The 15,099-nt window shown below is 36.8% G+C and carries 7 protein-coding genes; 4 read left to right on the top strand and 3 right to left on the bottom strand.

Features of this window, described 5'->3' with window-relative positions:
* Positions 1-4 precede the first annotated feature (4 nt).
* From QUH73_RS13800 to glgP, 3 genes are all read left to right on the top strand, one after another.
* Complete coding sequence (locus QUH73_RS13800) at positions 5-1,315, top strand: glycosyltransferase (protein ID WP_156196472.1); 1,311 nt, start codon at positions 5-7, stop codon at positions 1,313-1,315.
* A 4-nt stretch (positions 1,316-1,319) separates the two neighbouring features.
* The gene (locus tag QUH73_RS13795) at positions 1,320-2,606 is read left to right on the top strand and encodes a glycoside hydrolase family 57 protein (RefSeq protein WP_156196473.1); all 1,287 of its coding nucleotides are present in this window, start codon (positions 1,320-1,322) and stop codon (positions 2,604-2,606) included.
* Between the two features lie 153 nt (positions 2,607-2,759).
* The gene (glgP, locus tag QUH73_RS13790; RefSeq protein WP_289531026.1) at positions 2,760-6,995 is read left to right on the top strand and encodes an alpha-glucan family phosphorylase; all 4,236 of its coding nucleotides are present in this window, start codon (positions 2,760-2,762) and stop codon (positions 6,993-6,995) included.
* A gap of 274 nt (positions 6,996-7,269) precedes the next feature.
* Here glgP and QUH73_RS13785 read toward each other — a convergent pair whose 3' ends face one another.
* The 3 genes from QUH73_RS13785 to QUH73_RS13775 all read right to left on the bottom strand — a co-directional run bounded on the left by QUH73_RS13785 (position 7,270) and on the right by QUH73_RS13775 (position 12,248).
* Entirely contained in the window at positions 7,270-8,367 is a 1,098-nt protein-coding gene (locus QUH73_RS13785; RefSeq protein WP_289531025.1) for a methyltransferase, read from the bottom strand.
* 165 nt (positions 8,368-8,532) lie between these two features.
* Positions 8,533-10,233 carry an alpha-amylase family glycosyl hydrolase gene (locus QUH73_RS13780; protein ID WP_289531024.1) on the bottom strand — a complete coding sequence of 567 codons (1,701 nt, stop codon included), beginning with the start codon at positions 10,231-10,233 and terminating at the stop codon, positions 8,533-8,535.
* Positions 10,234-10,235: 2 nt separating this feature from the next.
* A complete protein-coding gene (locus QUH73_RS13775; protein WP_289531023.1) occupies positions 10,236-12,248 on the bottom strand; it encodes an alpha amylase C-terminal domain-containing protein in 2,013 nt (670 codons plus the stop codon).
* A gap of 269 nt (positions 12,249-12,517) precedes the next feature.
* Between QUH73_RS13775 and QUH73_RS13770 the strand changes: the two genes are divergently transcribed.
* A complete protein-coding gene (locus tag QUH73_RS13770; RefSeq protein WP_289531022.1) occupies positions 12,518-15,067 on the top strand; it encodes a phosphoenolpyruvate carboxylase in 2,550 nt (849 codons plus the stop codon).
* Positions 15,068-15,099 lie beyond the last annotated feature (32 nt).

Below are 15,099 nucleotides of genomic sequence, written 5' to 3'. Positions count from 1 at the left end.
GTATATGAAAGTTCTAATGTTTGGGTGGGAGTTTCCACCTCATATTTCCGGCGGATTGGGAACAGCTTGTTACGGATTAACCAAAGGTTTGGCAAAAATTGATGATTTAGACATTGTTTTTGTTGTGCCAAAAGCTCATGGTGACGAGGATCAGAGTACAATGAGCCTGGTTGGAGCCAATTCGGTTACCATCGAACAGGTTCAGTCTCATGTCGAAAAATTTAAATCTCAGCATACTTATCTGGAAGTGGAATCGCAATTGGTTCCTTACAATGATCCGGATGAATATTACACGTTCAGGAGTCAGGATTTATATGGAAAAAACAAGTTTATTAAAGTTGATAAAGATGGGAAACTTGAATTTAGTGGAAAGTATGGTGCCGATCTTATGGAAGAAATCTATAAATACGCGTTTGTAGCTTCATCAATTTCTGCAGATCATGAACATGATGTAATACATGCACATGACTGGCTTTGTTACCCTGCAGGAATAGCCGCAAAAAAGGTATCGGGAAAACCATTGGTAATTCATGTTCATGCCACCGATTTCGACCGAAGCGGAGGAAAGGTCAATCCAAAGGTTTATGAGATTGAAAAAATGGGAATGGATGCCGCCGATAAAATTATTGCTGTGAGTAATTTAACCCGCAATATTGTGATCGAAAAATACGGACAGGATCCTGGTAAGGTTGTTACCGTTTATAATGCTGTTGAACCGGTTTCTTTTGAGGAAAAGCTTAAAATTAAAAAAGGTGTTAAAGAAAAAGTGGTGACTTTTTTAGGCCGGATAACAATGCAGAAGGGGCCTGAATATTTCGTTGAAGCGGCTTATCGGGTTTTGAAAAAAACGGATAATGTTCGATTTGTAATGGCTGGCAATGGTGATATGTTGGAACAGATGGTTGATCGGGCAGCACAATTGGGTATCAGCGATAAGTTTCACTTTACAGGATTTTTAAAGGGAGATGATGTGTTTAAAATGTTCCTTTTAAGTGACGTGTATGTAATGCCTTCTGTATCGGAGCCATTTGGAATATCACCTTTAGAGGCAATGCAATCAAATGTGCCTGTTATTATCTCCAAACAATCCGGCGTGTCCGAAATACTGACACATGCAGTAAAGGTCGATTATTGGGATATCGATGCAATGGCAGATGCCATTTATGGAATTATTAAATACAACGCTCTTTCGGAAGTTTTTAAGGAAGAAGGTAAAGAGGAAGTGGATAATTTGAAGTGGGCCAAAGCGGCTGTCAATGTTCATGATGTCTATGTTTCCGCAATCAAATTATTAGAACCATTAGTAAAAAATTAAGATTATGAAGGCACTTTGTTTATATTTTCAGATTCATCAACCCTTACGTTTAAAAAGATATAGGTTTTTTGATATCGGTAACGATCATTACTACTACGATGATTACACCAATGAGTCGATCATGAGAAAAATTGCAGATGAGTGTTATTTGCCTGCAAACAAGATTGTTTTGGAATTGTTGAAAACCAATAAAGGCAAATTCAAAATTTCATACTCCATTACGGGAATTGCTTTGGATCAGCTCGAGCAATATGCTCCGGAAGTTATTGATACTTTTAAAGATCTGGCCAAAACAGGAGATGTTGAGTTTTTAGCAGAAACGTATTCTCATTCTCTTGCATCATTAATCAATAAGGATGAGTTCATTCAGCAGGTTGCAAGCCATAGTGATAAAATAGAAGCTCTTTTTGGAATTCGGCCATCTGTATTTCGAAACACAGAAATGATTTATTCGGACGAAATTGGAGAAATGGTTTCCAAAATGGGATATAAGGCCATTTTAACAGAAGGAGCGAAGCACATCTTAGGCTGGAAGAGTCCAAATTATTTGTACTGTAACGCAATCAATCCGAAACTAAAAGTTTTAATGCGTAATTACAAACTAAGTGATGATATTTCATTCCGGTTTTCATCTGAAGGATGGAAGGAATGGCCGTTAACAACAACTAAATTTGTTGGATGGTTGAATGAAATGGATGATAAAGAAGATTTGGTGAATATATTTATGGATTATGAAACGTTCGGAGAACATCAGAAGAAGGAATCAGGAATTTTTGAATTCTTAGCCCATCTTCCTCAGGAGGTTATTTTAAAATCGAAATATAAATTTGCCACACCTTCGGAGCTTACTTCTGAATTTCACCCAATTGCGCAGGCACATGTTCCCAATGTAATTTCATGGGCAGATGAAGAGCGTGATTTGTCTGCATGGCTGGGCAATAAACTTCAGGATGAAGCTTTTCGAAAATTATATGCATTGCGTGATGATGTTGCCGTTGTAAATGATGATCGAATTAATAAGGATTGGAAATACCTGCAGGCAAGTGATCATTTCTATTATATGTGTACCAAGTTTGCTTCAGATGGTGATGTGCATTCTTATTTTAATCCTTACAGCTCACCTTACGATGCTTTTATTAATTATATGAATGTGTTAAGTGATTTCCAGATTCGTTTGAAAATTGTAAAAGATGGTTTAGCTGTTGATCCTGAAGAATTGCAATATCAGATTTCACAAAAGGATGAATTAATTGCCAGATATGAAAGAGAATTGAGTGAACTTAAAAACTAATCGTTTAAAATTAAACGATAAACAGGATCAATTAATTAGGAATAAAATACTTTCTGTATAGTAATTAATGGAAAGTATTTTATTGAATTTTAAAGTAGTCAACACTTTAGCTGGGTTTACTGGCTAAAAGTAATTAGTAAGCATATTATGGGTATGAATAATAGGGATTTAACTCCGGATTTTGTATTTGAAGTTAGTTGGGAAGTTTGCAATAAGGTAGGTGGAATTCATACGGTTATTTCTACAAAGGCCTTATCGCTTAAACCAGTGTTTAATGATCGGATCATTTACATTGGGCCGGATTTTAATAAGACTGAACACCGGGAAAAAGAGTTTCAGGAAGACGAAAAACTGTTTCCGGAATGGAGCGCAAAATTGAAAGCGGAAGGCTTATCGGTTCGGATTGGATATTGGAAAATACCGGGAAATCCAATTGTGATTTTAATTGATTTTTCGGGTTTTTTGGCGCGAAAAGACACTATTTACAGTCAGTTGTGGGAAATTTACCGACTGGAGTCATTGTATGGACAGGATGATTATCATGATGCCGCAATGTTTGGTTATGCAAGTGGTAAAGTCATTGAAAGTTTTGTACAGTTTAATGATTTGTCGAAAAATAAAATAGTTGCCCAGTTTCATGAGTGGATGACAGGTGCCGGACTATTGTATTTGAAAGATCAGGCGCCTGATATTTCAACAATTTTCACGACTCATGCAAGTATGCTTGGACGGGTATTGGCCAGCAATTATGAAAACTTGTACGATAATCTGCTTCATTTTAATCCAATTGAAAAGCCAAGACAGTATAATGTTACAGCTAAATGTTCAATGGAAAAATGTGTTGCTTTGGCTGCAGATTGTTCTTCAACAGTGAGTAATATTACAGCAAAGGAGTGCAGGCAATTTCATGGGCGTGCTGTAGATGTTGTGATGCCGAATGGTTTCGAAGATGATTTTGTACCTGATTCGGAACAGCTTGAAATTACCAGACAGGAATCTAAAAAAGAATTCAGGAAAGTAGCCGAATCGCTTCTTGGGTACGAAATAAAGGAGAATACATTGTTTGTAGGAACCGGTGGCCGCTACGAATTTAAAAACAAAGGTCTTGATGTGTTTTTAGAAGCTTTGGCTCAATTGAATGCAAACAAATATTTGGATCGTGATATTGTAGCTTTCTTTATGATTCCGGGAGATCAGCGTGGCCCTCGAAAGGATTTACAGGAGAATTTAGCTAAATATCCGGAAAAAAAGCTTCTGGAAACACCCTATTTAACTCATAAATTGGGTAATGAAGATAAGGATGAGATATTAAAAAAGATCAAGTCTTTGGGTTTTGGTAATGGCGAAGATGAGAGAGTTAAAGTTATTTTTGTGCCAACCTATCTGGATGGAATGGATGGCATATTTAATAAGTCTTATTATGAACTTTTAATGGGACTGGATTTGTCCGTTTTCCCATCTTATTATGAACCTTGGGGATATACTCCAATGGAAAGTGTTGCCTTTAGCGTTCCTACCATTACAACTTCTTTATCAGGATTTGGACAATGGGTTCAGATGATTGGGGAAGCAGATAGAGGTGGCGTTTCTGTTGTGGAACGAAATGACTCCAATAGAAAAGAGGTCGTTGAAAATATTTCTTCTCAGATCTATAATTTTTCAACAAAATCGGAGGATAATGTAATTCGGTGCAGGGAAAATGCAGCCAGCATTGCCAAAAAGGCATTGTGGAAGAATTTTATTGGAAATTATTACAAGGCTTACGAATTAGCAATCAAAAATAATATGAAAAAGGAAAATGAATCGCCTGTGCAGGTTTTGGTTGAAAATCATTTGAATGTACCAAAAAGCAATCAGATAAGTTGGCGGAAATTAATTATTGAGACCAATCTTCCAAAGGAATTACTTGGCTTAGAGGAATTATCTAAAAATTTATGGTGGTGCTGGAATTATAAAGCTATTGACCTTTATGAATCGGTAGATCCTAAGTTATGGCATAATTGCAAAAAGAATCCAATTTTACTACTTAAGCAAGTGTCAAGTGCGCGAATGAAAGAATTGGCGGCTGATGAGTCTTTTATGCAAAGCTATACTGCTGTAATTCAGGAATTCAAAAATTATATGGCCGAAAAACCGGCAGAAGGACAACCTAAAATTGCTTATTTCAGCATGGAGTACGGTTTAAATAATAACCTGAAGATTTATTCCGGTGGATTGGGGATATTAGCGGGCGATTATTTAAAAGAAGCCAGTGACTCAAACGTGGATATGGTTGCGGTTGGTTTTATGTATCGGTTTGGATATTTTACCCAGCGTTTATCTTTAAATGGTGAACAGTTGGTTGAGCTGGACGAACAAAAATTTTCTCAGTTACCAATAAGCAGGGTGAGAGATAGTTCTGGATTTGCAAAAACGATTACCCTTCCTTTGGAAGGAAGAACGGTTACCGCAAAAATATGGAAGGTTGAAGTGGGTAGAATTTCTTTATATCTTTTGGACACTGAAACTGAAATGAATGATGAACGAGACCGTTCTTTAACTGATCAATTATATGGCGGCGATTGGGATTATCGTATTAAACAAGAAATCCTTTTAGGAATGGGTGGTATTAAAACTCTTAAAGTACTTGATATCCATCCTGATTTGTACCATTGTAACGAGGGACATGCTGCTTTTATAAATGTGGAACGATTGATTGATCTGATTTCTGATGGTTATCAATACGGCGAAGCATTGGAAATTGTAAGGGCTTCATCTCTTTTTACCACTCACACACCGGTTCCCGCAGGACACGATACTTTTTCTCCTGATATGATTAAGCATTATCTGTCTTATGTTCCTGAGAAACTGAAATTAGGATGGGATCAATTCCTTGCTTTGGGCAGAGTAAATCCATTGGATTACAACGAGAGATTTTCAATGAGTAATTTGGCCGCAAACACCTCGATGGCGATGAATGGAGTAAGTATGCTTCATGGTAAAATTTCTCAGGAAATGTTTAATAATCTTTATCAGGGATATTTTCCGGAGGAATTGCATATTGGTTATGTAACTAATGGTGTTCATTATCCAAGTTGGACCGCAAAAGAATGGAGAACCTTGCATGAAGAAGAGTTTGATGAAGGATTCTTAAATGATCTGTCGAATAAAGAATATTGGCGAAAAATATACGATGTTGCGGACGAAAAAATCTGGAGCATTAAAAATGTTTTGCGTAAAAAATTGATTGATTTTGCAAAAAATCGTTTTCAAAAAAACTGGATTAAAAGATATGAGGATCCTCGTTCCTTGGTTGACATACTGGATTCGATAGATGAGAATGCGCTTACCATTGGTTTTGCCCGTCGATTCGCTACCTACAAACGTGCTCATTTACTATTTAGTGATTTGGAGCGATTGTCTGAACTGCTAAACAATCCTAAAAAACCAGTGCAATTTATTTTCGCAGGAAAAGCGCATCCTGCAGATAAAGCCGGTCAGGATTTAATTAAACTGATTGTTGATGTTTCCCGTCGTCCGGAATTTGTAGGTAAAATTTTGTTTTTGGAGAATTATGACATGGAACTTGGCCAACGATTGGTTAAAGGTGTTGATATTTGGATGAACACTCCAACACGACCATTGGAAGCTTCCGGAACATCGGGTGAAAAGGCAGTTATGAATGGAGTTCTTAATTTTAGTGTGCTTGATGGATGGTGGTTAGAAGGCTATCGTGAAGGAGCAGGTTGGGCTTTAACAGAAGAAAGAATCTATGATAATCAGTCATTTCAGGATGAGTTAGATGCACAGACAATTTACTCAATGTTCGAAAACGAGATTATTCCTCTTTATTATAAGCGCGACGAGAACAACATTCCGGTTGATTGGATCCAGTACGTTAAAAAGTGTATTGCTGAAATTGCACCAGATTATACCACAAAACGTATGATAGACGATTACAAAGATCGTTTTTACAGTAAAATGTACAAACGCGTCTTAAAATTGAGAGTGAACAATTATGCAATGGCAAAAGAAACTGCGAAATGGAAACAAAAAATTCTTGCTTCATGGGATAAAATTGAAGTGGTTTCTGTTGATGCTCCAAGTACTCCTAAGCACAAATATTTATCGGGTGAAAATTACCATGTAGAAGTTGCACTTGATTTAAAAGATTTGATTGATGAAGATATTTGCGTTGAATTGGTGATAAGAGCTACCATAGATGCTCAAAAACCTGGCCCAATTCGTACAGAACAATTAATTCTTGACCGTAAGGTGGATTCACTGGCCTTCTATCGTTTGGATTTGGTGTTGAATGATCCGGGAATTTTCGATTTTGGATTGAGAATGTATGCCTGTAACTGCAATCTTCCGCATCGTCAGGATTTTAATTACGTGAAATGGATTTAGAATAAAATATGTATGAAAAAAGGCTGTTTCAATTTTGAAACAGCCTTTTTTTGTATTTAGAACTAATGAAATTACTTTCTATTAGCTTTTTTCTCTCTTTTTTCTTCTCTTTTTTCTTTCGCCGTTTTTGTCGATTCCTTTTTAACGTTTTTCTTAGCGTCTTGTGACTTAGCCATGATATTTTAAATTAAAATTAAGTTTCTATTTTTTACTTATAAAGTGTGATTTCAAATTTACGAAATAAATTGGCATTTAATATTTTTTGTGTGTTTGGTTAAAGCAATTTTAATACCCATAGTTCTATCATTTCTTCGTGGCGCCAATTTTGATTTCTTTTTGTGTTCTTTGAAGCTGATCTGACTTTTTTATGCAAAAGCAATTCTTTTTCAAAACGACCGCCTTCAGCCAATTCCTTTTCGATAGGATGACTTTCCTTCTGATTGGTAATTTGTGCCAGATTTGAAAACAAAATTACAACGCGGCCATTACGTCTGGTGTGTTTTTTCGCTTCATCGAAAAAACGTGGGAATAAATCCTTTTCATAGTAGATAGCATTATCAATTCCTTCCGATTTGTTTGATGCCGGCAACCATGGCGGATTGAATACAATTAAATCTGATTTGCTGTCGTTTTGGGCAAATAAATCTCCGAATAAAAGTTCTATTTTCGAGGTCAGTTTACTTTTCTTCAGACTTTGTGTTAAGCCAATAATTGCATTTGGATTGTTATCGGTACCACAAACCTTCTGAAAACCATGCTTCAACAGTTGAAAGCTTAAAATACCAGAGCCAATTCCGACATCAATGGCAGATTTTTTTTCTCCCTTGTAACGTTCCAACCATTTGTCGAATAGTTTTAAATGTTCGAATCGGGTTGGGAAGTAAGTGCCATAGAACGGATGTATTTTTCTGTCAATTACAGGAATGAAAATACCTTTGTCGTACCATTGCCATGAACTGTTTAATCCTTGAACCTGAGAAAATGGCAGCAGGAATTCATTGAAATCGGGATATAGTGTTTCCAACCAGCCAATTTCCGGAGCTTTTCTTACCGAGAGTTTGTTGTTTGTTATGTGCAAAAGTAATTTATGAGAAAGTCCGCGATAAGCTGTGCGCAATTCACGTTGTCCTCTAAATGATTGATCTGTATATTTTTTCTCCAGATGTTTTTTTAACTCACTAAGTACAGCAAGTCCGCTGCTATAGTAATCAACAATTAAAACCGAATAACCTTCAATAAGAGCATCTACAGCATCCATTGGATCCATACGTTTTTTGTAGGGAACCACCTCGATATCTGCAACAATTGGTTCTGGTCTGTTTACTGATATTTTTTGACCTGATATGATCAGCTCTAATTCGTTTTTTAACATTCCTTATTTGTTTTTCGCGTTTAGCAAAACCAAGGTCAAACTCCTAAGCAATGTTTATTTCGCAGTTGATTTTTAAAAATTGTGTAAACGTAGTACAATTACTGATGATATTACGATCTATTCACTCAATTAATTGCAATAACAGCATATAAATCAGTGATTTTTTTAGTTTTTAATTTCGAACAGAAGATATTGATAGCCTGAAATGTTTAGAGACAATCCTTTTTCAGATGCTTCTTCGCAGGTAAACCTATGCTCAGCATTTGATTGTTTATTAACAAAACACAATTCTACCGGACGTGGAATCTTCATTGTTTCCAGTGCATGTGTTGGTATTTTTACTTGCAAATGCTGCGTGTGATCATCGAAATTACAAATCACTAATAGTTTTTGATTCGCGGTATGCCGCAGAAAAGCGTAAACTTTATCCGAATTAAAGATGTTTGAATCCGTGTTTTGCCACATGATATCATAAAATTCACCAAAAACAATAGCGGGAAGTTGTGCGTATTTTAGAATGTCACCATAGGCTGTTTGCAGTTTCTTTTGCTGATCAGATAATAATTCCCCATCAAATTTGCCATGATTCATCCATTTTTGATGTTCGGGTAAGTTCCAGTAATCGAATATGGTAGATCGTCCATCGGATCCACTGTAGCCGGATATTTCCATTCCTGTTTCGGCAAATTCCTGTCCTGAATAAATCATCAAAGGTCCACGGTGCATGCAAAGCGACAGCATCATCCCCGGAAGGGCTTTAATAGGATCGGAAGCAAAATAGGGCGAAGCAATTCTTTGTTCATCATGATTCTCCAGAAACCGAAGCATGTATTCATCCAGATTATTTAAGGATTGCCAGCATTGTGAAATATCTCTTGCTGCACGTTCTCCGCGAATTACTCCTTTAAGAGTGTCATACAAACCTACTTTGTCGTACAAATAATCGAATTTTCCGTTTTTAATATAAGTTTCGTATAAATAAGGATTGTATACTTCGGCAATAAAAAGGAGATCAGGAAATACTGATTTTATTTCGACAATTATCCAATGCCAAAATTCCACGGGTACCATTTCCGCCATATCACATCGGAAACCATTAATTCCTTTTTTTGCCCAATAGAGCAAAATATCTTTCATTTTCAGCCAGGTATCTGGAATTGGATGAAAATGAGTAGAGTGTCCATTCTGATAATCGACACCATAATTTAGCTTAACGGTTTCGTACCAATCGTTTAGTTGCGGATGTGCAGTAAATTGATCATTTCCTGTTGCCTTTGCAGGATATTCCTGATAATCTGTATTGGGAAACCGATTTCTAATTTCATCAGACAGATGCAATTGTTGGTGCGGTAAATAGTAGAAATTATTAGTGGCCGAAAATGCTTTACTGCCATCATCTTCGTCACCAAAATCAAGAATACTTTCCGGTTTTGTATCCGAATGATATTCCCGGGCCAAATGATTGGGAACAAAATCGATAATCACCTTCATATCGTTCTGATGAGTTCTCGCAACAAGATTATGAAACTCCTGCATTCTTTCATTTACGTCCTCAGCCAAATCCGGATTCACATCGTAGTAATCTTTAATTGCATATGGAGAGCCGGCTTTTCCTTTAATCACTAAAGGGTTTCCATCTGGAATTCCAGCATCTGGATATCCTTCAACAATCGCATGCTCGATGATTCCGGTATACCAAATATGGGTAATTCCAAGTTTTTTAATTTCCTGAAGAGCTGTGTTGCTGATATCATTGAACTTTCCGGTTCCATTTTCACTTCGGGAGCCATCAACAACAGGCTTCGTGTTTTTGTTTCCAAATAAACGGGGAAGCAATTGGTATATAATTGGTTTACTAACGCTCATATTTAAAAGATGCTTTTTGATGGAATATACTTGAATACCAGTGCGGTTCTACTTGGTAAATAGAGGTATACCCTGTGGTTTTTCGACATTGTTGCTTCGGGTTTGGAATAGTAAAGATGACTGCCATCCACATGATCGAAGCCACCATATTTTTTCTCGTCTGAATTAAGTACAAGTTGGTATTTACCTGATTTTGCAGGAATTCCGTAATAGGTAAATGATTCGCTTGGATTGAGGTTGAAAACGAAAAGTAAATCTTTTCTCAGAACAGCCAAAACTTGATTTTGCTGATCGGATTGAACACAATTGATATAAGGTTCGTGAATGAATTCCTCTCTGTTTTGCAGTGCGATCATATCCCTGTCAAACTCATTTAGATCTTCGAAACGTAAGAGATGATTGTCGACCAAACTCCATTGGCGTCGGGCATGTTTGTAGGACCAATTGTTTCCTGCGCGGGGAAAATCAATCCATTCCGGATGTCCGAATTCATTTCCCATAAAATTTAGGTAGCCGTTTCCAGAACAGGAAAGGGTCAACAATCGAATCAATTTATGAAGAGCAATTCCACGGTCGACCACCAAGTTTACGCTTGATTTGTCCATGCTGTCATACATTGACTTTTCAATTAAACGGAAAATAAGCGTTTGATCGCCAACCAAAGCCTGATCATGAGATTCTGCATAACTAATGGTTTTTTCTTCGGCTCGCTTATTGGATAATTCGTAGAAGATATTGCCTACATTCCAGTCTTCGTCATGGGTTTCCTTAATCAGTTTGATCCAATAATCGGGAATTCCCATGGCTAATCTAAAATCAAACCCCATTCCTCCATCCTCCAAAGAAGATGCTAAGCCGGGATATCCGCTCATTTCTTCCGCAACACTAATTGCATTGGGATTGTATTCGTGAATCAACTTGTTGGCTAAGCTCAGGTAGCAAATTGCATCCTCATCTTGTCCGCCGTCAAAATACATTTCATAGCTGGTAAAATCTTTCGATAAACCATGATCGTAGTAGAGCATGCTTGTAACACCATCAAAACGATATCCATCGAAATGATATTCTTCCAACCAGTATTTTATATTTGATAACAGAAGGTGAAGGACTTCATTTTTCCCATAATCGTAGCAAAGGGAATCCCATGCTATATGTTCTCTCCGTTCATCGGCATGAAAAAACTGGTATGGCGAACCATCGAAATTACCAATGCCTTCCAGTTCATTTTTTACTGCATGCGAGTGAACGATATCCATAATTACCATGATGCCTAAGGAATGCGCCGCATCAATTAGTTGTTTCAATTCTTCGGGCGTTCCAAAGCGGGATGAAGCTGCGAATAAACTGGAAACATGATATCCAAAAGAACCATAGTACGGATGTTCCTGAATGGCCATCAATTGAATGGTGTTGTATCCGGCCCGGTGAATTCTGGGCAATACGAGTTCACTAAATTCCTTATAAGTACCAACGCTTTCTTTTTCAGTAGCCATTCCAATATGGGCTTCATAAATAAGCGGCGATGTATATTTAATTCTATTGGCATCAAATTTCCATTCAAAAGGTTTTTCGTTTTGCCATACTTGAGCAGAATAAATAAGCGTATCCGGATCTTGTACTACTCGTGTGCACCAAACAGGAATACGTTCTCCTTTTCCTCCCGGCCAATAAATCAGTAATTTATATAAATCAGCTTGTTGCAGTGAAGCTAACGGCAGTTTCAACTCAAAATTGCCATTGGCAATTTTCTCGAATTGATAGTTCGCTTGTTCTTTCCAGTTCGAAAACTCACCAATAAGATACATTTTATCGGCATTTGGCGCCCATTCCCGGATAATCCAATTTTCAGAATCCCGATGGAGACCATAGTAAAGATGGCCGTTGGCAAAGGATGAAAGCGTAGTTTCTGTTAGTTCCTTTTCCTTTTGAGAAGCCGCGTTTAATCTTTTTTGAATCACATATTGATAATCGTACAACATGGGATCCGAGTCAACTATTTTAAGATGTTTAATCATAAGCGATATAAGAGTTCCGGATTAGGAAGTAAGTTGTTGATGCAACAAGTTTAAAGATACAATTTATCTGCTGTAATTATTTTAAAACAGAGTGAAGTTTTTTGAGATTTTTTACTTGCTGATAAAGAGGTTGAATTGTTGTGAATGCAACAGTTCTCTGCTAGCAGCAGTTATTTTTTTTAATAGTTTATCACCTCGTTAATCTCAATCTGTTTTCCTATCTTAATACGATTAATTGATATATATGAACGGGGAAGAAATATAATTATATGAGATCAGAGAAATTCCAAAATGAAGTTGATTTAAAGTACAAATTGTACAACAGTATATTTTTGACACTGCCGTTGGATGGTATTCATAAAACGGGAATTTTAATTCCCATTTTAAAAGAAGAATGCTCTAAGGGATTAGAGACAGGAAAATCACCGGTTGAAATTTTCGATGATTTTTTTGAGAAGCAAACCTCCTTTAAAACTGAAAAGGAAGAATTTGATTTCATGTTTCGGGTGATTCATTACATTGAACGACAGGTGGTTTTGCTGGATGCAGTGGAAGATGCAGTTTTTGATAAAATGAATGATTTAGATGGAGCCGGAAGTTTGAAAACACTAAAATCGAAGATCAAACAAACGGGTAAATCGGAGGGGTTTAAAAAAGATTTGGAGAAATTTGCTGTGCGGGTTGTGTTAACAGCTCATCCTACACAATTTTACCCCAGCACTGTTCTTTCCATTATCAATGATTTAATAAAAGCCATTCAAAAAAGCGATTTACTTCAAATTAAGCTATTGCTCACCCAGTTGGGAAAAACACCGTTTTTTAAGAAGGAACGCCCTACGCCCTATGATGAGGCAAAAAGTTTGAGCTGGTATCTTGAGAATATATTTTATCAATCGGCTTCAGATTTATATTCGGAATTACTGAAAAATGAGGAGTTTTCTAATGAAAAGGCTGGTTCTGTGATCTCGTTTGGCTTTTGGCCGGGAGGCGACCGCGATGGAAACCCTTATGTAAACACCGAAACAACACTGAAAGTTGCTGAAAGACTTCGATATATTTTGTTCTCGAATTATTATAAAGATTTGAGACTTTTGCGCAGGCGATTAAGCTTTAAAGGTGTGCATGAGTTAATTGTTGATTTGGAAGAAAGGGTTCTTACTTCTTTGAATGATAGTGATAAGGGGCCAGGAATTACTCTTGCTGAGATTAATGATTGTTTGAATAAAATTGAGAAAATATTAATTGAGCAACACGATGGTTTCTTTCTTGATTTGTTGAGGAAGTTTCAGAATAAGGTAAAACTGTTCGGGATTTATTTTGCAAATATAGATATCCGACAGGATAGCAGGATTATTGGTAAAGCTTTTGATGTTTTGCGCAAATCTTCTTCGGTATTGGATAAGCAAATTAGAAATACTGCTCTTGAGAGTTTATTTGAAGTAAAAGGATCGGTTAGCTATTTTAAAACAGAAGATGAGGTGAGTAGAGATACGATAAGTGTTTTTCCCACCATAAAAGAGATTCAGGAAAGAAATGGAGAGTTGGCCTGTAATCGATTTATTATCAGTAATTGTCAAACTTCTGTTGATGTGGCCCGGGTTTATGCCATGGCTAAGCTTTGTGCCTGGGAAGACTCTTTACCATTAGATATTGTGCCATTATTCGAAACGATTGATGATTTGTCGAAAGCGGATGATACAATGCGGGAGCTGTTTGAAAATAAGATATACTATCAGCATTTGGTTTCGAGAGGAAAGAAGCAGACCATTATGCTTGGTTTTTCTGACGGAACAAAAGATGGTGGTTACTTTTCAGCAAATTGGAGCATTTATAAAGCAAAAGAAAATATTACCCGATTGGCACGCGAAAAGGGAATTGTAGTTGTCTTTTTTGACGGACGCGGAGGGCCTCCGGCACGGGGAGGAGGGAATACTCACAAATTTTATTCTTCTCTGGGCAATAATATCGAAAATCAGGAAATACAGGTAACCATTCAAGGTCAGACGATTAGTTCGAAGTTTGGAACCAAAGCTTCGGCTAAATATTATCAGGAATTACTGATTACCGCCGGATTGGAAAACCGTTTGTTCGAGGATCAAAGTAAACAATTTTGCACAGAGGACAGAGAAATAATGGAGGCTCTTTCACAATATAGTTTGGAAGAATATCAACGATTTAAATCATCGGATAAGTTTGTGCCTTATCTCGAGAAAATGAGTGCTTTGAAATACTATGGAGAAGCAAAAATAGGTAGTCGCCCCAGTAAACGAAATGCATCAGCGGCGTTAAATTTTGAAGATTTGCGGGCAATTCCTTTTGTAGGAGCCTGGAGTCAAATGAAGCAAAATGTACCCGGTTTTTTTGGTGTTGGAGCATCCATAAAAAGGTTGAAAGAAGAAGGACGAATGGAAGGATGTAAGAGTCTGTATCAGAATTCTCTGTTTTTTAGAACTTTGGTTGAAAATAGTATGCAGTCAATAAGTAAATCTTATTTTTCATTAACACAGTACATGAAAAAAGATGAAGAATTTGGTGAATTTTGGAATTGGATTTATAAGGAATATCAATTAAGTATTGATATGTTATTGGAAGTATCCGGACAAGAGGAGATTATGGAATTATCACTGGAATTAAAGGATTCGATTCATTTGCGGGAAGAGATTGTATTGCCTTTAATATGTATTCAGCAATTTGCGCTGATGAAAATCCGTGAGATGGATTTATCTGGAAATATTGATCAAAATAAATATAATATACTGCAAAACTTGGTTATTCGATCACTTTATGGTAATATTAATGCCAGTAGAAATTCAGCATAAATAAGTTTAAGAAATATTTTCTAAACTAACAA

The organism is Labilibaculum sp. K2S, assembly GCF_030372765.1.
Classification (GTDB): domain Bacteria; phylum Bacteroidota; class Bacteroidia; order Bacteroidales; family Marinifilaceae; genus Labilibaculum.
This window is presented reverse-complemented; position numbering and strand designations above follow the sequence as displayed.